Source organism: Brevundimonas sp. (genome assembly GCF_016463295.1).
Taxonomy (GTDB): Bacteria; Pseudomonadota; Alphaproteobacteria; order Caulobacterales; family Caulobacteraceae; genus Brevundimonas.
Genome location: NZ_JAEMRO010000012.1, coordinates 19311 through 39756, shown reverse-complemented (window position 1 = coordinate 39756; position 20446 = coordinate 19311). Strand labels below are relative to the sequence as shown.

Genomic DNA, 20446 nt, shown 5'->3' with positions numbered 1-20446 from the left:
AATATGCGTAAGTGCACCAAATGCCTGGTCCCGGAGACCGTCGATACCATCACCTTCGATGAAGAAGGCGTCTGCTCGGTCTGTCGCCAGATAGAAGCAAAAAAGGACAAGATCGACTGGGCTGACCGTCAGCGGCAGCTGGATGATATAATCGCCGAATACAAGGACAAGGACCTTTACGACTGCATCGTGCCTTATTCAGGCGGCAAGGACTCGGTCTTTCAACTTTACTACATCGTCAAGACGCTGAAGCTGAAGCCGCTCGTGGTCCGCTACAACCACTGGGGTTATCGGCCCAAGGTGGAGGAAAACAACACCTCGGTATTCAAGCAGCTGGGCGTCGATGTCGTCGAATTCACGCCGAACTTCCACGTCGTGCGTGAGCTGATGCTGGAGAGCTTCAAGCGACGGGGCGATTTCTGCTGGCATTGCCACACCGGCATCTATTCCGGCGTCATGCATATGGCTGTGCGATTTGGCATCCCCTTGATATTCTGGGGCGAGACCTCGGCGGAATACCATAGCTGGTACACCTTCGAAGAGATGGAGGAGGTCGACGAGAAACGGTTCAACCGCCTGATGAACCAGGGCATCACCGCCGACGACATGTATGAATTCCTGCAGGGGCGGGTGGAACGCCGCGACCTGTGGATGTTCGACTATCCCAAGCGCAAGGACCTGTTGAAGCTAAAGGTTCGCTCCATTTGCCTGGGCAACTACATCGAGTGGGACACCAAGAACAACGTCGCCCTGATCGAGAAGGAACTGGGCTGGAAAGGCCAACCGGTCGAGGGCGTGCCTCCCGAATATGACTACGAAAAAATCGAATGCACCTTCCAGGGCATGCGCGACTGGTCCAAATTCGTGAAGCGCGGCTATGGCCGGGCCAACCACCTGCTGTCGATCGACATCCGCAACGGTCGCAAGACGCGTGAGCAAGCGCTGGAGATCGAGGCCAAATACGACGGCAAGCGCCCCGCCTCGATGGACTGGTTTCTGGAACAGATCCAGATGACCGAGGACGAGTTCTACGCCTATCTGGAACCGCATCAGGTCCATCCCTGGAAGTTCGACCGCAAGAATATGGAAACCGGGCCGGTCATGCCGGACTTCGACAAATGGGACCGCACGGACCTGAGCCACATTCCAGTGGGGCCGCCGAAGGCCAAGGTCGAGTAGGGACGGAAGCGATGACCATCGCTATCGTCGATTACGGCATGGGCAACGTCCGCTCGCTGATGAACGTCTTCGAGTACATCGGCGAGGACGCGGTGGTGACTGCCGACGTCGATGAACTAGAGGCTGCCGATCGGCTGGTCCTGCCCGGTGTAGGCGCTTTCGGCGATGCAATGAAGGCGATCGAAGCCAAGCCGGGCTTGAGACATGCGCTGGACAGGCTGGCGCTGGAGGAGAAGAAGCCGGTGCTGGGTGTGTGCCTGGGGATGCAGCTATTCGCCCGGGTCAGCCATGAGCACGGCACGCATCGGGGCCTGGGCTGGCTGGATGCGGAAATCCTGCCGCTGGATGTGGCCCCGCCGGCCAAGGTGCCGCACGTGGGCTGGAATGCCGTCTCGTTCGCGCCGGACGAATGGCTGTTCGCCGGCCTGCCGTCGGGCGAGAGCGACTATTACTTCGTGCACTCATTCCACATGGCCTGTCGGGACCCGCAGGACCTGATCGCTACCACCGATCACGGGGGTGTCGTGACGGCTGCAGTGCGGCGTGGAAACCTGACCGCGACGCAGTTCCACCCGGAAAAGAGCCAAGACAACGGGCTGCAGCTTCTGCAGAACTGGCTGGCGCACGACTTCTGATGCTCAAGAAACGGATCATCCCAAAATTCCTTATACGGAACGGCCGTCTGGTGAAGATGCGCCGCTTTCACGACGATCAGCGCGAGGCGGGCAACCCCGTTTCGACCGCCAAGGTTTACGACAGCTATGGCGTGGACGAGCTGATCTTCGTCGACATCGACGCCTCTGCTGAAGGCCGCACGGTGGCCGGACCGATCATCGAGCGCGTGGCCGAGGAGGTCTTTGTGCCCCTGACCGCCGGCGGTGGCGTACGGACCCTGGCGCAGATCGAGGCCCTGCTGAAAAGCGGGGCGGACAAGGTCAGCATCAACTCCGCAGCTATCGACGACCCCGACTTCATCACCCAGGCCGCGAGCCGGTTCGGGGACCAGTGCATCGTCGTCTCCATCGACTATCGCGCTGACGAATTCGGTCGCAAACGGGTCTTCGGACACGGCGGCCGTGTCGCTACGACCCACAATCCGGTGGAGTTCGCCCTGCGCATGCAGGACCTGCATGCGGGCGAGATCCTGATGACGTCCATCGACCACGACGGGATGATGGACGGCTATGACCTGGACATGATCGCGGCCCTGTCGGATCGGTTGGACATTCCCCTGATCGCGTCCTCAGGCGCGGGCAGTCTGGACGACTGTATCAGGGCCTTGAACGCCGGGGCATCGGCGATCACCATCTCGTCGATGTTTATCTTCACCGACCACAGCCCGATCAAGGTGCGGACCTATCTGAGCACCAACGGCGTCAATGTCCGCAGCCAGAAAGGAAGCCGCTCGTGAGCCTGAGGGTTCGCGCCAGTCTGGACGCCAGGGGCCTGGCCGCCTATGCCGCCGCTCAGTGCAATGCCAGCTTTCCCGATGGCGAAACGGTCGGCCTCGACACGCTGATGCCTGCGGTTCAGGTCGCGTTGGCTCGGCTTGAACATTGCTTCAGCCATGTTGAAAATCGCTATTTCTTCGACGGCGAACAGGTCGTGTTCAACCATCTGCACGGCGATCAATACGCCATGTGGCTGTATCTGCTGGCCAATGAACTGCATCGCCAGGATGGGCCCGCCTCGGTCTGCTCTAAACTGTTCCTGTTGAACAAGGCCCTGCACGGGCTGGACGCCTTCTACGAAGTGCAGTTGCCCGACATCTTCCTTTTGGTGCACCCGCTGGGGACGGTTCTGGGGCGTGGCACCTACAGTGACTATTTCATCGCCTATCAGCGGTGCGGCGTCGGGTCGAACCGGGACCTCTACCCGACCTTTGGCCGGCACGTGACGCTGCGGCCTGGCAGCGCTGTGCTGGGGCGATGCGTCATTGGCGACTATTGCCACATCGCCACGGAATCGTTGGTTCTGGACCGCGACCTGCCGGACAACAGCCTCTATATTGGAGGCCCGAAGACCGCCATCGTTCGACGTCAAGACGGCCCCTTGCCGATCTGGCGGACCCACGGAGCCTGAGATCATGCCTGACGACCTGAAGATCGCCTCGAACTCGGCGGCGGATTTCGCCGCTCTGCGGCTGAGGCTGCACAAGGCGATTCCGGGTGGAGCGCACACCTATTCGCGCGGCGATGACCAATTTCCAACCAATGCACCGCCGGTGCTGGCGCGGGGGAAAGGGGCATATGTCTGGGACACGCACGGCACCCGCTACCTCGACTATGGCATGGCCTTGCGGGCCATATCGATAGGTTATGCGGACGACAGGGTGAACGCTGCCGCCATCCGTCAGATCGAGAACGGCGTGAATCTGACCCGCGCGTCCGAGATCGAGCTTCAGGCCGCCGAACTGATCTGCGATACCGTGCCTTGTGCCGAGATGGTCAAGTTCGCCAAGAATGGCTCGAACGCAACCAGCGCCGCCGTCAAGATCGCACGCGCCTATACCGGCCGCCGCTACGTCTGCGTGCCGCGCCAGCATCCGTTTTTCTCTTTCGACGACTGGTTTATCGGCTCGACCGCCGTCAAGCGCGGCACCTTGCCGGACCACGCGGAGTCTACGCTGCTGTTCGACTATAACGACGTCGCCTCGCTACAAGCGCATTTCGACGCCTATCCCGGCCAGATCGCGGCGGTGATGCTGGAGCCCGCGACGCACATCACCCCCTGCGGCACCTGCCCGATGCAGGCCGACTGGCCTGCCACACCGTGCTCGGCCTGCCCGAACAACAAGAGCAATTTTCTACATCAAGCCAAGGCCGTAGCCCATGCGGGCGGGGCCTTGTTCATCTTGGACGAAATGATCACCGGCTTTCGCTGGCATCTGAAAGGGGCGTCTTACCTTTTTGGGATCGAACCGGACATCGCCACCTTCGGCAAGGCCATGGCCAACGGCTTTGCCTTGGCCGCTGTAGTGGGCAAGCGCGAATACATGCAGGTCGGCGCGACCGATCAGCCCGGCATGGAACGCACCTTCCTGTTGTCCACCACCCATGGCGGCGAAATGCCCGCGCTGGGCGCCTTTGTCGAAGCGACCCGCATCAATGCTGAAGAGGAGGTGCCGCTGGGCCTGTGGGCCTACGGACGCAAGTTGAGGGCCGGGTTTGCCCAGGTCGCCGCTGCCCGCGGATTGCAGGACCACTTCGTCACCGAGGGTCCCGAGATTCTGATGAACTACGTTACCCGCGACCGGGACGGACAGCCGTCGCTGGCCATGCGGACGCTGCTGTCGCAAGAGATGATCGCGCGCGGCGTCATGATGCCCTGGCTCGGCACCTGTCAGGCGCACGGCGAGACCGAGCTTCAGATGACGCTGGAGGCGCTGGATGGTGCCCTGAAAGTCTATGCCGCCGCGCTGGACGAAGGCCTGGATCGCTACAAAGACGATCACGTCATCAAGCCCGTCTTCAGGACCCACAACTGATGGCTGACGTCTCGCGACTGGATGGCCAGGTGGCGCTGGTGACCGGAGGCGCGGGCATTCTGGGTCGACGCTTCTGCGAGGGACTGGCTGAGGCCGGGGCCAGCGTCGCGGTCGTGGACCTGTTCGGCGACGCCGCCGGTGAGGCCGCCGCCGAACTGGGCGCAAGCGCGGCGGGATTTGCCTGCGACGTGTCCGATGCCGCCTCGGTTAAAGCTTGCGTTGCGGCAGTGATGGAACGGTTCGGGCGGATCGACATCCTGATCAACAACGCTGCGACCAAAACCGATGACGTGCGCGCCTGTATGGCTCCTTTCGAGGACTATTCCATTGAGACCTGGCGGGAGATCATGTCGGTCAATATCGACGGCATGTTCCTGATGGCCCAGGCGGTCGGAAAGACCATGCTGGCGGGCGGCATCAAGGGCCGGATCGTCCAGACGGCCTCCATCTACGGGGTCGTGGGCCCCGACAATCGCATCTATGAAGGCTCGTCCTATCTGGGCGGGCCGATCAATACGCCGGCGGTCTACTCAGCATCAAAGGCGGCCGTGGTCGGATTTACCAAATGGTTGGCCACCTACTGGGCCGACAAGGGCATTAGGGTCAATTGCATCGTGCCCGGTGGCGTTTCCAGCGGTCAGAATGGTGTATTCAACGATCTGTATTCCGCACGGGTACCGATGGGCCGGATGGCGCGAGCCGAAGAGATGGTGCCGCCGCTGCTGTTCCTCGCCAGCGAAGCCTCCAGCTATGTCACCGGCCATGTGCTGATGGTCGACGGCGGATGGACCGCCTGGTGATTACAGACCAAAGGCGGGGCCAACTGTATCTGATCGTGGTCAAGCTGCTGGATGTAGCGGCACGCGCAGGCTTCATCCTGGCCGCGACCTATGCCCTGCCCATCAGCCAGGCGGGGCAGTTCGGGCTATTGACGACCCTGGTCGGCCTGTTCGCCTTCGGATTCAACTTCGAGCGCCACATCGACATCCAGAGGCGCACCGCCGGTCAGCCTTATGAGGTGTTTGACCGCTATGTCTCCTCGGCGCTGGGGTTCTTCGCCTTCAACTGGGTTCTGATGGTGCCGCTGTTCATCGGCGCGATCGTCCTGCTGGCCCAGGTCAGCCCGGAACTGATCGCGTTCGCCGTGGTCATCGTGATCGGCGAGCATCTGTCGAACCAGGCGTATTTCTTCGCCCTGATTTCAACCCGCTACTATCCACTGCTGCTGCTGGTGGCGGCGAAGAATCTGGTGCTGGTCGGGGTGGTGCTTTACCAGGCCCTGCTGTCGGGGACCGGGCTGGACCTTGGCTTCGTCCTGGCGGTGTGGGCGGCGGGCGCCGTCCTGTGCACGGCAGCCCTGGCGCTGATGTGGCTGCGCATACGTATCGCTGCGCCACGTGAAAGGCCGTTTCATTTCGCCGTCGACATCCTGGGTCAACACCGGGCGTCCGGGGTGCATTTCATGTTGGGGCTCATCGCTCTGGTGATCCTTCAGTACGATCGGCTGGCGGTCGGGGCTCTGATGCCGCTGGATCAGGTCGGGCTGTATTTCCGGCACACGGTACTGGTGTCCCTGGCTTATCAACTGTTCAACGTCGTTTCGTTCAACCGCATTACGCCCGCCATTTTCGCCGCAGCCCATACGCACGATGTGGCCCACCTGCGGTGGCGAGTGATGGGCGAATACGGCAAGACCCTGATCGGAGCACCTCTGCTGCTGGGTTTACTCTGGCTGGCCGACACCCTGACAGACGGCATCTATGCCGAGCGGTTTGATCTCAGTTTGCCGTTGATCGCGATTATGCTGGGAGGTTTTGTTCTGCGGGCTGCAGCGGACTTCAACGCCCTGATCCTGAACGCCCTGCATCGCGAACGCGTAGTGCTCCGCTATCAAACGATGGCCTTCGCCGTCGGTGCCGTGGTGCTGGCCATACTGACATGGAAGTTCGGGGTTTATGGCGCGGCAACGGCCTTGGTCATCACGTCCGGACTGTATCTCGTATTGGTCGCTAAACGGGTGTTTCGCCTGACTGGAAAAGGTGTCCGGGCATGAAGGTCCTGATCACCGGCAGCCGGGGCTTCGTGGGAGCTGCCCTGATGCGACGGCTGGTCGATAGCGGGCATCATGTCAGCGGTTTCAGCCGTCAGGGCGGAGACGATACGCTGCGAGGCGACCTGCTGGATCCCACCTCAATCCGCGAAGCCCTCATTACCTTTCAGCCTGACGTGATCTACAATCTTGCTGCCGAGACGGACCTGAAGGGGCCGCCAAAGAACGGCTATGCGGCCAACACCGCCGGAGTGGGTCACCTGCTGGAGGCGGTCGCAAACGCACCATCCGTGCAGCGCGTGATCTGGATGTCGTCCCAATTGGTCAATCGTCCCGGACGCCCGCCATCATCGGATACTCACTTCGATCCGGACGGGGGCTATGGAGCCAGCAAGGCCGAGGGCGAGCGGCGCGTCCGAGCGGCGAACGGGGGCGGCAAGACCTGGGTCATCGCGCGCTCGACCACCATCTGGGGTCCGGGCATGAGCGAGCACTATCTGGGCATATTGCGGCTGATACGTCGGGGACTGTATTTCCATGTCGGCAGGACCCCGCGTCTGAAATCCTATTCCTACATCGACACCCTGACGGCCCAGCTGGAGGCACTCGGCACTGTCGCTGAAGCCGAAATCGCGGGTCGTGTCATGTATCTGGCCGATAGCCCGCCGGTGGATTTGCGGGCCTGGTCGGACGCGTTCGCGGCACAGTTCGGGCGGCGGCTTTACACATTGCCCGAGCCCCTGGCTCGGTTGCTGGGCGTGATGGGCGATCTGGCTGCCGCCACCGGACTGAAGACGCCTCTGACCTCGCGGCGGCTGGACAATATGATGACCGACTATGTCTACGACACCACTCCGATCGACACCATCGCCGGACCACCGACGATCAGCATGGCCGAGGGTGTTCGCCGGACCGCCGACTGGTTGATCGCACAGGACCGGACGACCGGAGAGACGCGATGACCGGAACGGTTCTGATCTATGCCATCCACCGCATGGAAGGCTGGTGGCGGCATATCGGTGACCACATGGGGTTCGATCATGCGGTGGTTCTGACCGACCGACGCGGCAAGGGCGATCGGTGGGTGACGGACGATTTCTACGCCGCCTACGAGAACTTTCGGACAAATAGCGGCGCGCGGGACGCGTTGCTGGCCCCTGCCGAGATCACCGACATCATTGCCCGCTGTCGCGTTCTGCGCTGGCTGCCTACCGATCAAGCGACGGCGATGGCGCAGGCCATGGCGACAGCTATGGAGAGGGTGCTGGACACGGTTCGGCCCACCGTCGTCACCGGCTTTCCGATCGACAGCTATGTTTCCGACGTACTGGCCCGCCGCGCACGAGCCCGAGGCATTCCCTACTTCGAGGTCACGGCCAGCGCCTTGCCCGGTATGTGCATGCTGATGCACCGCGGCCGGCTGATCAACAGCGATGTCGAGGCTGATGCGGGGGCCGTCGAAACCCGCATCCGCGAGATCGCCGCGCCGGTCTTTACCCCCACCTATGTGCAGAACCAGGCCCCCTTCACGCGGGCGCGGTTTCTGAGGACCTTCTGGCGGTTTCGGCTTAGAGGGTGGGTTTTCAAGGCCGTGTCGTGGTTGAAACGTGATCCGTTGAATCTGCATTACCTGGATGCCCAGTCCAGCCTGGGGCACAAGCCGCAGCTTTCGGACATCCGCGTCATCGACATGGTCCAGGCGGACTGGAAAGCCAGGGTCCAGACCTTTCCCCGGGACCGCCGCGTCCTGTTCGGCCTGCAACTGTTGCCCGAGGCGGCCATAGACTACTGGGTCGACGACCTGGCCATGGTGCGCCACGAGGACATGCTTGTCGAGGCGGCCCGACACCTGGTCGTTGACGGCTTCATCGTGGTGGTGAAGGATCACCCTCTGCAATTCGGCTTTCGCCAGACTGAGCTTCTGAGCCGCCTAAGCGCCCTGCCGAACGTCGTCATTGCGCCTTATGAGGTCAGCGGCAACGAGATGCTGGCGACATGTGGCGTCAGCCTGACCGCGACCGGTACCCTGGGTCTTCAGGCAGCTCTTCTGGGCCTGAAGTCGGTCACAGCGGAGGCCTATTATGTACCGAACGAACAGGATTTCATCGTCCTGAAAACCTGGCACGGCCTGAGCGTCCTACCGCATCGTCTGCACGAAACCATGCTGCCTGCCGATCTGTATGGCCGTCAGGCCAGGATTGTTGCCCGGCTGCTGCAGGGCAGTTTCGACGCGGACTTTTTCTGCTTCCAGGGGTTCGACGACCGATCACCTGACGAGACCACCGCCGAACTGGGTCGTCAGTTGGGCGCGCGGCTGAGGCTGCTGGGGCCAGACGGCGAGAATTGGCACGGTCGGCACATGCCCAGGGGCGGGGGTGGACATGACGGGTCACCCCTGCGCTGACGCGCACCACGGGGCGGGTTTGCTTGACCTGACGGGGTCGGCTTGGATAGGAGACGGGTCTGGTATCGCCCGCGTTTTTGGGCCAGCAAGCGGTCTCGCGCAGCAGAAAGACAGGCCTGTCCGATGACGTCGCCCGGCTATGTGATCCTGGACCCGGGGCCCGACCTTCGGGCCATGCCCGATGTGGCCTGGCATCCGTCCATGGTCGATTACGACAAGCACGAGGCCTATCGCGACCTGGCACAGACGGTCGATCTCAAGACGCGGCTGAGCGCCGGGACGACATTCGCGACCGGCATGGCCAAGCTGCTGCTGAAACGAACCATCCGCTACGAGATGATTCCGTATGATATCCGCAGCGACCGCTCGCTCAGCGGCCGCCTGCGGTTTGTGGGTGCCGCGCTGCGGAACATGGCAGCCGGGTCCATGCGCAAGCGCCACGCCAGCGCGACGACCTCGGCCGACGGCAGCCGCCTGGACCGGCATGGCGTCATGGTGGTGGCGGTTCCCGAAGACCGCGTCACCCAGTTGGAACAGACCTCCGCACCCCAGTTCGCGGCCTTGGCAGCACGGCGAGGACAGTCCAACGGCAAGCGCGCCTTCGAAGAGTCCCGCGGGCAGGCCAGCCGCGCCGAGGCCCAGGCCCTTTTCGAACAGATCGAGACTTTGTTGCGCGATGCTGGGGTAATGGCGGCGTCAGACGCCTATCTGGGTCGGCCAGCCCGACTGATCGACGTCAATCCACAGATCAACGACGTCACCGACAGCTTCTGGCGCGACATCTTTCCGGACATCAGCGCCGACCAGCTTCCAGCCACGGCCTATTGCCACCGTGACGCTTCTGGCGGCGACCTGAAGGCCATTATCTATTTGAGCGACGTAGGCGAGCGGAACGGGCCATTCAGCTATGTCCTGGGGTCGAACCGCATGCGCATCTCGCGACTGGATGATCTGATCTGCGAGGTCAATGACAGCAACGGCCTTGGCACCACAGATCCTCAGGCACGCCGCAAGTTCGCCGCCCTGCCCGCCCGGCTGCGGCAAAAGGGGGCCTTTGGCAACGACCTGACCCCGGCATCGCCGATCAGCGCTGACATCAACGCCGGACTATGGGCCATCCAGGCCCCCAAAGGGTCCATCGTCCTGTTCGACACCAAGGGCATCCACCGCGGCGGCATGGTCGTCGAGGGCGAGCGCCGCGTCATCACCTGCGTGATCGGGTGAGATTTCATCCCGCCGCCCTGATGCTGATGGTCTGGCTGACCTGCGTGGTCGCCTTTTTCATCCTGCCGTTCCAGCTCGAGAACCGGGTGATGAGCCTGTATGGCTACCTGATCCTGTTCCTGTTCATCGGGGTCTTCTGCTTCGGAGCCATGATGGCCGCCCGGCCACAGCGGCAGCAACCCAGACGGACGGACATCGTCGTCGACTTTCGCCTGGCGGACCGCCTGCTGATCGCGGCGGCGCTCATCGCCATTTTCGCCTCCTTCATGGATACGCAAGGGCGCAACCTCTTCGACCTGGCTGATGCCTACAAAGCGCGGTCCGAAACCGCCGGAGCTCTGATGAGCGGCGGCGAATCCGCCAGTACTATCTGGTTCCAGCTTGCTTTCCTGACCTACCCCGCCGGCTATGTGTATCTGGTACGTGAAATCGCTTTCCGACCGCGCCCCGTACCTTGGCGTATCGGCATATTCGGCCTGTTGCCTGTCCTCATGGCGGCTCTGGCCATGGGGGGCCGTTCGCCGCTGCTCTATGCGTTGGTCATGATGATCTACGCTTTCAATCTGCGAAAGCAGTTGCATCCCAAAGCCAAACCAGCGGCCCGACCGGCGGGCCTAGCGGTTCAGCGCACGATGGGACACGTGCGGCGCCCAGCGCGGCGCCCATTCAAGCTGGGAGCCCCCGGCAAGGCCGTGATCGGCGTTCTCGGCGCGGTCATGTTCGTTTACTTCATGCAGGTGTTCCTGACGCGAGCCGAAATTTCAGGCGGTGTGGACGCAATGTTCGGGGTCGCGGGTCAGTCGTGGGGGGTCAACTTCAACGGTCCCGGCTCCAACACCATCTTCCAGCTCCTGGGTTCCGAGGGTGCTTACCTGATGTTCGTAAGCTTCTGGTATCTTCTTCAGGGCTTGGTGATGTCGAACACACTCTTCACCAGCTATGACGGGCCCATGCTGTATGGGGTTTACGGTGTCGATCTGATCTCAGCCGTGATGCGACGCCTTAACGGCGAGTTCGTCGCCAATGGCTATGCTCATCTCGGGGCCATCAACGTCTATGGCTTCCTGCCGTCCGCATTCGGGACACTGTATGTTGACCTGAAGTTCCTGGGCCTCATCCCCTGCCTGATCTGGGGCTGGCTGACGGGCAAGGTGTATGGCCTCGTCAAGCTGGGCCGGGACCCTCGCTGGGTTCTGGCTGTCCCCTTCGTCGTCGTAGGCATATTGTTCAGCATTATCGGCACGCCTGTCGGCTTTTCCAATGGGCTGATCACGCACCTATGGCTGATCGGCGTTCTGTGCACGGTCAACGTCAGAGTGCGTCCGGTTGTGGCGGTAGCGGCAAGCCCTCGACGCTGGTTCTGAACAACACTTCCGAAAAGGGCTGCCCTGCCCCTCCAAGATTGCTAAGGCTTGGCCCCCCAGCAAGGCCCGAAAGACATCATGCGATTTAAAGAATACGTCCGCACGCGCATCCTGCCGCTGATCAATGGTGTGCTCGGTCTCGCGGCGCTGAAGCTGGTTCCGGCCAGCACACCCAACCGTGATTTCGAGGCGTTCGTGGCACACCTCGGGCGGCTGGGGTGCACCTTCAAGACCGTGGTCGATGTCGGTGTCGCCCACGGCACACCGGGCCTCTACAAGTCCACCAAAGGAGCGCAGCTTTATCTCGTCGAGCCGGTGCCGGCCTGTGCACCCATCCTGGCGGAGTATGAGCGGACGCTGGGGGCCAAAACCTTCAACGTCGCGGCGGGGGCAACCGATGGTCTGATCCGCTTCAACGTTCACAGCGACATTTCCGGCTCTTCCACCTTCGATCAGTGGGAAGGCGCTCGGCTCGATGGCCAGACGGTCGAGGTACCGGTGCGGCGCCTGGACAGCATCATCGACCAGCCGATCGCCCGCCCCTGCCTGCTGAAGGTCGACACGCAAGGGGCTGAGCTGCTGGTGCTTGAGGGAGCATCCGGTATTCTGGACCAGATCGATGTGATTATCCTGGAATGCTCGTTCCACCAGTTCCGCCACGGCGCACCGGAGTTCAACGAAATCGTCGTCCGCATGCAGGAGCTGGGCTTTGCCTGCTACGAGACGCTCGAGGGCCATTATCGCGCTTTGGACAATGCCCTGGCCCAGGTCGACCTGGTCTTCGTGCCGTTCGATTCGCCCCTGCGTCGCGACAAGGGTTATTTTAGCGCCGAGCAGATCGACAGCTATCTGAAAGTAGCCTGAAGGCTTTATCTTCGGGGCTCCATCGGCCGGGCCGGGTTACCGATCACCGTGACGCCGGGCGGCACATCGCGAGTCACGACCGCCCCCATGCCGATCACAGCGCCCTTACCGATGCGCAGCGGCTTGCCCGGTGTGCCCTGACGCAGGATGGCACCAGTGCCGACGTAGACGTCGTCCTCAATATGAACATTGCCGTTGCAGGCAACTTGGGGGGCGAAGGTGACGAAGTCGCCGATCACGCAGTCATGGGCGACATAGGAATAGATGTTGCAGTGGAAATGCCGGCCGATGGTGGCCGACGCCGTGACCACGGTGAAGTCGCAGAACACCGAGCCCTCGCCCACCGTCACGTCCGGCCCGCGCAGATGGGTCCGGGCTGCCAGATGCCCCCCGGTGATTCGATCCGCGATCCGGCGCCGGATGGCAGCATCGCCGATGGTGATCACGGCCGGGCAGTCCAATGCGTCCGGCCCGATCACCGGCACGCCGCAGATGACCTGACCCACTTCGCCGGGATTGTCGGAAACGAAGACGACATCGCCATGGTCGCCTGCGGCATCCCGCGCCGCCTGCACCAGTTCGCGACCAAAGCCGCCGGGTCCATAGATCGCGATCTTCATCGTCGGACATTTGCACGGACCGCGCGATCCGGCCAATAGGCTGTCGGCCATCGCGCATCGGAACAGGACGGATCCTTCAAATGACGCAAGGCGGGGAACGCGTGCTGGTCACCGGGGCGACCGGGTTTCTGGGCGAGGCCGTAGTGCGCGCCTTGGCGACCCAGGGCCGGAGCGTACGGGCGGCTGTGCGTCACGACCCGGGTAACTGGCACCCCGGGGTAGAGGTGGTCCGCGTCGGTGAGCTGGGGCCCGACACGGACTGGTCACTGGCCTTGCGGGATGTGGAGGTGATCGTCCACTGCGCCGCCCGCGCCCATGTGCTCAGGGAGACCGCGGACGATCCGCTGGCCGCGTTTCGTCGGGCCAATACCGAAGGGGCGGCGGCCTTGGCCCGGCAGGCGAAAGCGGCCGGCGTGCAACGGCTGGTCTTCATTTCCTCCATTGGTGTGAATGGCAGCGAGACGACCGGCAAACCCTTCACGGCCCATGACGCGCCCCGTCCGCAGTCCCCTTATGCGGTGTCCAAGTATGAGGCTGAACTGGCGCTGGCAGAGATAGCTGCCGACGGGATGATGGAGCTGGTCGTCATTCGTCCGCCGCTGGTCACGGGACCGGATGCCAAGGGCAATCTGGGCACATTGGCGCGCTGGATCGACCGGGGCATTCCGCTACCCTTGGGTCTGGTCACCGGGAACCGGCGCGATCTGGTGTCGCGTGAAACCCTGGTCGATCTGATCGGCGTCTGCCTGGATCATCCGGCCGCGAGGGGGCAGACCTTTCTGATCAGCGATGGCCGACCTGTTTCGACCCGCCAACTGCTGGTCGACATGGCCGCGCGGCAGGGCCGACGCGCGAAGCTGTGGCCGATGCCGCCCCTCCTGCTAGATCTCGGTTTGCGCGCGCTCGGCAGGACGGCGATGCGGTCGCAACTGCTGGGCGACCTAGAACTGGACATTGCCCATACGCGTCGGACCCTGAACTGGCATCCCACAAGCCTTCCGCACACAGGCGCGATGGGTTAGGTCAGGCGGCATCGACCGGGCCGGGTCTGGGTCCGAGAACGAGGAATACCCATTGAGCGTCTTCATCATCGCCGAGGCTGGCGTCAATCATAACGGCGACGCCGAGCGGGCCTTGGCGATGGTGGATGCCGCCGCCGCCGCCGGAGCTGACGCGGTCAAGTTTCAGACCTTCTCCACCGATCTTGTGATCGGTCCAACCGCAGGCAAGGCCGAGTACCAGAAACGCGAAACCGGCGAAGGAACCCAGCGGGATATGGTTCGACCGTTGGAGTTGTCAGACACCGATCACGAGCGGCTGGTCGAGCGCTGCTTTCAGCGGGGCATCGAATTCATGTCGACGCCATTCGATAACGGCTCGGTCGACCTGCTGGTCCGGTTGGGCATGAAGAGGATGAAGGTGCCCTCGGGCGAAATCACCAACTTCCCGTTCCTGCGCTATCTGGTGAAACAGGACCTGCCGCTGATTGTCTCGACCGGCATGGCGACCCTGCAGGAGGTCGAAGAGGCCGTCGCCTTCATCGCCGAGACGCGCGCCAGCCTGGGCCTGACCACGCCGGTGGCCGAGCGCGTTACGGTCCTGCACTGCACCTCCAACTATCCCGCCGCATGTGCGGACGTGAATCTGCGGGCGATGCAGACCATCGCCAACGCGATCCGGCTGCCTGTCGGGTATTCGGACCACACATTGGGGATCGCGGTCTCGACAGCGGCGGTGGCGATGGGGGCGGTGGTGATCGAGAAGCACTTCACCCTGGACAAAAGCCTGAGCGGGCCGGACCACACTGCCTCGCTGGACGTAGCCGAACTGACCGCCTTGGTGCGCCAGATCCGCGATGTGGAGGCAGCGCTCGGCTCACCGATCAAGGCCCCGACCGCCTCCGAAATCCCCGTGCGTGCTGTGGTGCGCCGGTCCGTGACTGCGGGCCGTGATCTGGCCGTCGGCGAGACCCTGAGCGAGGCCGACCTGATGCTGTTGCGTCCCGCCAGCGGCATTCCGGCCAAGCAGTTGGACGAGGTGGTGGGGCGCGTCATCAAGACGGCCATTCCCGCAGGCCAGCCCCTGCAATGGTCGGACTTGAACTGACCGTGCGGCGCGTGCGCTACATCAGCGGCACCCGGGCAGACTTCGGTCTGATGCGGCGCACGCTTCAGGCCATCCGCGATCATGCGGCCCTGGAGGTGTCGGTGATCGCCACCGGAATGCATCTGTCGCCCATGCACGGCGACACGGTGCGAGAGATCGAAGCGGCCGGTTTGGCGATTTCCGCTCGCGTTCCCGTTGCGCTGGAACCCGCGACGGGGGCGACCATGGCGCGTGGGATCGGCATCATGATCGGGGCGTTTGTCGACGCGCTCGAGGCGGACCGACCCGATATCCTGCTGGTGCTGGGTGATCGTGGAGAGATGCTGGCAGGGGCGTTGGCCGCCATCCACCTGAACATCCCGGTGGCGCATGTCTGCGGCGGTGAGCGGTCGGGGACGGTGGACGAACCGGTGCGCCATGCCATTTCCAAGCTGTCACATCTGCATTTCACGGCAACCGAGGGGGCCCGCGAGCGGCTTATCCGCATGGGTGAGGCCCCGGAACACGTCTGTGTCGTGGGAGCCCCCGGATTGGACGGACTGGACGACAGGCCATTGGCGGATCGCGTGCTGGTCGCCGCCCGACACGGGCTGCATCCTGCCAGGCCCATCGCCCTGATGGTCTATCACCCGGTCCTGCAGGAAGCAGCGCGGGCCGAGGCGGACACGATGCTGCTGATCGACACCTTGCTTGCGGCCGGATGCCAGATCGTGGCTCTGGCCCCCAATGCGGATGCGGGCAGCGACGGCGTGCTGAAGGCGCTGAAACAAGCCGTGGGGCAGACCGATGTCCAGCTGCGCACCCATCTGCCGCGCGAGGATTTTCTGGACGTGCTAGCCATCGCCGATCTGATGGTCGGTAACTCCAGCTCAGGCATCACCGAGGCAGCCAGTTTCGGCACACCGGTGCTAAATGTCGGGCGACGTCAGAACCTGCGCGAACGAAACGCCAATACGACCGACGTCGAAATCGAGCCGAACGCGATCGCGGCGGGCGTCCAGGATCTGCTGTCCCGTGGCCGCTATCCGGCGGGCAATGTATACAGCCTGCCAGAGGGTACGGCCGCGAACCGCGTGGCGGCTCATTTGGCCGAGGTCGTCATCGACAACGACCTGCTGATGAAGGTCAACCGGTACTGAAATGATGATCGACGTGAAGGAATTCTATGCCCGCGCCTCGACGACGTTGCGGCAGGCGATGGAGACCATCAACGCCTCGGGCATGCAGATGTTGTTGCTGGTCGATGCCCAGGACCGGTTCGAGCGGACCGTGACCGACGGCGACCTGCGTCGCCTTCTGTTGAACGGCGCGGAGATGGGCGACACCCTGGCACAGCTGCCTCCCCTCGCTTCGATTACCGCACCCGACGGTATCAGTCGCAAGGCTGCATTGGCGGTGATGGATCAGCACGAGATCAATCATCTTCCGCTGATCGACGCCGACGGTCGGATTGTCCGCGTGTTGAACCGACGCGACATCGGCACCCCCATCCTGTTGTCCACGCCACATATGGGCGAGGCAGAACTGCATTTCGTCGAGGAAGCGTTCCGCACCAATTGGATCGCGCCCTTGGGCCCCAACGTCGATGCGTTCGAGCGGGAAGTCGCCGATCTGGTCGGCGTCGGCCATGCGGCCGCCCTGTCGTCCGGCACCGCCGCCATTCATCTGGCCGTTCGCATGCTGGGCGTGAAGCCGGGGGACAGGGTCTTCTGCTCGACCCTGACGTTCGCGGCCTCGGCCAATCCGATCGTCTACGAAGGCGGCGAGCCGGTGTTCATCGACAGCGAGCCGGGCAGCTGGAACATGTCGCCCGTCGCGCTGGAAAGAGCTTTCGATGCAGCGCAGGCAGAGAGCTGGATGCCGCGTGCCGTCATTGTGGTGAACCTGTACGGCCAGAGCGCCGATATGGATGCCCTAGTCGAAATCTGCGACCGCCATGGCGTTCCGGTGATCGAGGATGCCGCCGAGAGTCTGGGCGCACGATACAAGGGCAAACCGTCCGGTATCTTTGGTAGGATGGGGATCTTTTCGTTCAACGGCAACAAGATCATCACCACGTCGGGCGGCGGCATGCTGGTGTCCGACGACGAGGATCTGATCAAGCAGGCGCGGTTCCTGGCGACCCAGGCGCGCGATCCCGCCCCACACTATCAGCACAGCCAGATCGGCTTCAACTATCGGATGTCCAACATCCTGGCCGGGGTCGGGCGAGGACAGCTTCAGGTACTGGGTGACCGCGTCGAGGCGAGGCGTGGTGTGTTTGAGGCCTACCGCGACGGTCTGGCGGATATCCCCGGCTTGGAATGGATGCCAGAACCGGACTGGAGCTATTCGACCCGCTGGCTATCCGCCCTGACGATCGATCCGGCGGTGGCAGGCATATCGGCCAATCAGGTCATCGCCCGACTGGCCGAAGAGATGATCGAGGCCCGCCCGGTATGGAAGCCCATGCATCAGCAACCTGTCTTCGCAGGCTGCCGCCATTTCGCGCACGGCAACACGTCGGTTGCCGACCAGATTTTCGATGCCGGACTTTGCATGCCGTCCGGCTCAAACATGAGCCCTGCCGAGATCGCGCGGATCATTGATGTCATGCGCGGCATTCTGAAGGGCCGCTAAGCCATGAAGCGGTTGTTCGATCTGCTGCTCGCAAGCGGAGCATTGCTGGTCTTCGCCATCCCGATGCTGATCATCGCCCTGGCCGTGCGGCTGACGTCGCCGGGACCGGCGCTCTACTGGTCGGACCGGGTTGGACGCGACAATCGCTTGTTTCGCATGCCGAAGTTCAGGTCGATGCGGATCGATACGCCTGCGGTGGCGACCCATCTGCTCGCCGACACCACGTCGTGGTTGACCCCTATCGGCGGCTTTCTGCGCAAGTCCAGCCTGGACGAACTCCCGCAGCTCTGGAGCATACTGGTCGGCGACATGTCCGTCGTCGGTCCCCGTCCCGCCCTTTTTAACCAGGACGACCTGATTGCACTGCGGACCGAGCATGGTGTCCACCGACTGCGCCCCGGCCTGACCGGCTGGGCCCAGGTCAACGGTCGCGACGAGTTGCCCATTCCGGACAAGGTGGTGCTGGACATCTATTATCTGCAGCGCTGGACGCTTGGCCTGGACATCCGGATCCTCTGGATGACCATCGGCAAGGTGATCCACGCCAAAGACATATCGCACTAGGCCTTCGGCATCGAAGGTCTGCGCCTCAGGCTCCTATGACCGGCTCTTGTGCAGGCGAGACAGATCCTGTCTCCACCGCCCGCACCTTCGCCAGGACGTCGAACACGAGGGCCCGGGCGGCGGCATTGTCGCCGGATCGTGCGGCCTGCTCCAGCGCCCGCACCGTCGCTTCGGTCATTCTGGCACCGGCGATGCGGTCTGTGACCCGCATCAGACTGGGACCGGCAGCTTCTGATACCTCACTGGAATCGACCAGTTCCTCGAACAGCTTTTCGCCGGGCCGCAGGCCGGTGATCTGGATGGCGATGTCCTTGTCCGCTACCTTGCCGTAGAGGCCGATCAGCTGGCGGGCCAGGTCGATGATCTTCACAGGCTTGCCCATGTCCAGCACGAACACCCCCAGCGGACCATCCGGCTGCTGCGCCGAATGCGCCGTCGCGTGCAGGACCAGCTGCACCGCCTCGGGGATGGTCATGAAGTAGCGCTCGATCTCGGCATGGGTCAGGGTAACAGGGCCCCCGCGCTCGATCTGGGCCCGGAACGTCGGCACCACCGAACCGGCCGAACCCAGAACATTGCCGAAGCGGACGACACTGAACCGGGTGTTGCCCGCGCCCGTCTGCTGCGCCCGGATCACACCCTCGGCCAGGCGTTTGGTGGCCCCCATGACGTTTGGCGGATCAACGGCCTTGTCGGTGGAGATGAAGACCATGTGCTGGACGCCGGCGGCATTGGCCGCCTCGGCAACATTCCAGGTGCCGACGACATTGGTCAGCACACTTTCGCACGGATGCCGCTCCATCATCGGCACGTGCTTCAGGGCGGCTGCGTGGAAGACGATGTCGGGCTTCTCGGCTGCGAAACAGGAGGTCAGCAAGGCCGCATTACGGACGTCATGCAGATATTCGGCCCGCGACAGCTCCGGCCAGCGATGACCGATTTCCTGATCGATCGAGAACAGGCTGAACTCCGCATTGTCCAGCAGCGCCAGATGGGCGCAGCCCAGGCCGGCGACCTGACGACAGACCTCCGAGCCGATCGAACCCCCCGCGCCCGTGACCAGCACGCGCCGACCCGAAACCAGCGCCCGCAAGGGGGCATCGTCCAGCTGGACCGGCGGGCGGGCCAGCAGTTCTTCCAGCGCGAATTCGCGCAGGGCGGTCTCCTCGCCCGAGCCGCCGACCTCGACCAGGCTGGAAACCTTCAGCAGCTTGACGCCCTGAAGACGCAGTTGCCCCAGCCGCTCGGCTCCGAAATCGGACGGCTGAAGCTGGTCGTCGACAAAGATCATGGCGGGGGTCAAGCCGTGCCCCAGCATGTCGTCCATAAGGTCCGCCGCGACCTCGACCGAGTCCAGCACCCGTACGCCACGCAATTGTCGTGTGGCGGCACCCGGCGTGCGAGTCACGATGCCGATGGGCTGATAGGTCTGTTCGCCCCGCGCCAGCTCACGCAGGAAGGTGTCGGCCCGCCCCATGTGGCCCAGCACGATCAGCGGCGTCCGCCGGGACGCACCGCTGAGGAAGGGCGCGATGGCGACCAGCGCCTCCTTGTCGTGGATCATGCGTCTCACCAGGACGAGTGCCAGGGTCATGCCCACGTCCAGCACGGGAACGAACAGCAGCGTCGAACGCGGCAGCGCCTCGCCACGATCCAGCAGGAAGGTCAGGGCCAGAAAGATCAGGGTGGACAGCACCGACGTGCGGATAATCGGCCCGACATCGACGATGGACACATAGCGCCACAAGGCCTTGTCGGTACGAAACAGATTGTCGAGCGCAAAGCCCAGGACGGCGAACAGACCGGCATAGAGCGCCGCATCCTGCAAGGCGTTCAGGGTCGTGACGATGCTGAAGGCATGACCCGAGGCGATCATATAGCCGCCGACCACCGCGGCGAAGCGGATCGCAGCCCGCGCACCGATCTTGAGGCCGCGAAGGAGCAGGAGAGACAACTTACTCAAGA

At 63.2% G+C, this 20446-nt stretch carries 19 protein-coding genes; 17 read left to right on the top strand and 2 right to left on the bottom strand.

Features of this window, described 5'->3' with window-relative positions; translation table 11 throughout:
• Positions 1-3 precede the first annotated feature (3 nt).
• From JHC81_RS05230 to JHC81_RS05175, 12 genes are all read left to right on the top strand, one after another.
• Positions 4-1179 carry an N-acetyl sugar amidotransferase gene (locus JHC81_RS05230; protein ID WP_292171600.1) on the top strand — a complete coding sequence of 392 codons (1176 nt, stop codon included), beginning with the start codon at positions 4-6 and terminating at the stop codon, positions 1177-1179.
• 11 nt (positions 1180-1190) lie between these two features.
• Positions 1191-1814, top strand: a complete 624-nt coding sequence (hisH, locus tag JHC81_RS05225; RefSeq protein ID WP_292171597.1) for an imidazole glycerol phosphate synthase subunit HisH — start codon at positions 1191-1193, stop codon at positions 1812-1814.
• A complete protein-coding gene (locus JHC81_RS05220; protein WP_292171594.1) occupies positions 1814-2590 on the top strand; it encodes an imidazole glycerol phosphate synthase cyclase subunit in 777 nt (258 codons plus the stop codon). Before hisH ends, JHC81_RS05220 begins: the two co-directional genes overlap by 1 nt.
• On the top strand, positions 2587-3261 hold the full coding sequence (locus JHC81_RS05215) for a hypothetical protein (RefSeq protein WP_292171593.1): 675 nt from the start codon (positions 2587-2589) through the stop codon (positions 3259-3261). The genes JHC81_RS05220 and JHC81_RS05215 overlap by 4 nt, the downstream gene beginning before the upstream one ends.
• A gap of 4 nt (positions 3262-3265) precedes the next feature.
• Positions 3266-4666: a glutamate-1-semialdehyde 2,1-aminomutase gene (locus JHC81_RS05210; protein ID WP_292171590.1), complete on the top strand. Its 1401-nt coding sequence runs from the start codon at positions 3266-3268 to the stop codon at positions 4664-4666.
• Positions 4666-5466 carry an SDR family oxidoreductase gene (locus tag JHC81_RS05205; RefSeq protein ID WP_292171587.1) on the top strand — a complete coding sequence of 267 codons (801 nt, stop codon included), beginning with the start codon at positions 4666-4668 and terminating at the stop codon, positions 5464-5466. The genes JHC81_RS05210 and JHC81_RS05205 overlap by 1 nt, the downstream gene beginning before the upstream one ends.
• Positions 5451-6719: a hypothetical protein gene (locus JHC81_RS05200; protein ID WP_292171585.1), complete on the top strand. Its 1269-nt coding sequence runs from the start codon at positions 5451-5453 to the stop codon at positions 6717-6719. Before JHC81_RS05205 ends, JHC81_RS05200 begins: the two co-directional genes overlap by 16 nt.
• The gene (locus JHC81_RS05195) at positions 6716-7678 is read left to right on the top strand and encodes an NAD(P)-dependent oxidoreductase (protein ID WP_292171582.1); all 963 of its coding nucleotides are present in this window, start codon (positions 6716-6718) and stop codon (positions 7676-7678) included. Before JHC81_RS05200 ends, JHC81_RS05195 begins: the two co-directional genes overlap by 4 nt.
• Positions 7675-9120 (top strand): hypothetical protein, encoded by a 1446-nt coding sequence (locus JHC81_RS05190; protein ID WP_292171579.1) that lies wholly within the window; start codon positions 7675-7677, stop codon positions 9118-9120. The genes JHC81_RS05195 and JHC81_RS05190 overlap by 4 nt, the downstream gene beginning before the upstream one ends.
• 123 nt (positions 9121-9243) lie before the next feature.
• Complete coding sequence (locus JHC81_RS05185; protein WP_292171577.1) at positions 9244-10344, top strand: hypothetical protein; 1101 nt, start codon at positions 9244-9246, stop codon at positions 10342-10344.
• 20 nt (positions 10345-10364) lie between these two features.
• Positions 10365-11708, top strand: coding sequence for an oligosaccharide repeat unit polymerase (locus JHC81_RS05180; RefSeq protein WP_292171574.1), 1344 nt, complete (start codon positions 10365-10367; stop codon positions 11706-11708).
• Between the two features lie 78 nt (positions 11709-11786).
• Entirely contained in the window at positions 11787-12572 is a 786-nt protein-coding gene (locus JHC81_RS05175) for an FkbM family methyltransferase (protein ID WP_292171572.1), read from the top strand.
• 5 nt (positions 12573-12577) lie between these two features.
• On the opposite strand, the gene JHC81_RS05170 is transcribed toward JHC81_RS05175, so the two are convergent.
• A complete protein-coding gene (locus JHC81_RS05170) occupies positions 12578-13192 on the bottom strand; it encodes a NeuD/PglB/VioB family sugar acetyltransferase (RefSeq protein ID WP_292171570.1) in 615 nt (204 codons plus the stop codon).
• An 80-nt stretch (positions 13193-13272) separates the two neighbouring features.
• On the opposite strand from JHC81_RS05170, the gene JHC81_RS05165 reads away from it, so the two are divergent.
• The 5 genes from JHC81_RS05165 to JHC81_RS05145 are packed head-to-tail and all read left to right on the top strand — an operon-like array spanning position 13273 to position 18481.
• Positions 13273-14214 carry an NAD-dependent epimerase/dehydratase family protein gene (locus JHC81_RS05165; RefSeq protein WP_292171567.1) on the top strand — a complete coding sequence of 314 codons (942 nt, stop codon included), beginning with the start codon at positions 13273-13275 and terminating at the stop codon, positions 14212-14214.
• Between the two features lie 52 nt (positions 14215-14266).
• On the top strand, positions 14267-15298 hold the full coding sequence (gene neuB, locus JHC81_RS05160) for an N-acetylneuraminate synthase (protein WP_292171564.1): 1032 nt from the start codon (positions 14267-14269) through the stop codon (positions 15296-15298).
• On the top strand, positions 15280-16437 hold the full coding sequence (neuC, locus tag JHC81_RS05155; RefSeq protein WP_292171560.1) for a UDP-N-acetylglucosamine 2-epimerase: 1158 nt from the start codon (positions 15280-15282) through the stop codon (positions 16435-16437). The genes neuB and neuC overlap by 19 nt, the downstream gene beginning before the upstream one ends.
• A gap of 1 nt (position 16438) precedes the next feature.
• On the top strand, positions 16439-17917 hold the full coding sequence (locus JHC81_RS05150; protein ID WP_292171557.1) for an aminotransferase class I/II-fold pyridoxal phosphate-dependent enzyme: 1479 nt from the start codon (positions 16439-16441) through the stop codon (positions 17915-17917).
• 3 nt (positions 17918-17920) lie between these two features.
• Positions 17921-18481: a sugar transferase gene (locus JHC81_RS05145; RefSeq protein ID WP_292171555.1), complete on the top strand. Its 561-nt coding sequence runs from the start codon at positions 17921-17923 to the stop codon at positions 18479-18481.
• A gap of 25 nt (positions 18482-18506) precedes the next feature.
• Here JHC81_RS05145 and JHC81_RS05140 read toward each other — a convergent pair whose 3' ends face one another.
• Entirely contained in the window at positions 18507-20444 is a 1938-nt protein-coding gene (locus JHC81_RS05140; protein ID WP_292171554.1) for a nucleoside-diphosphate sugar epimerase/dehydratase, read from the bottom strand.
• Positions 20445-20446: the final 2 nt, after the last annotated feature.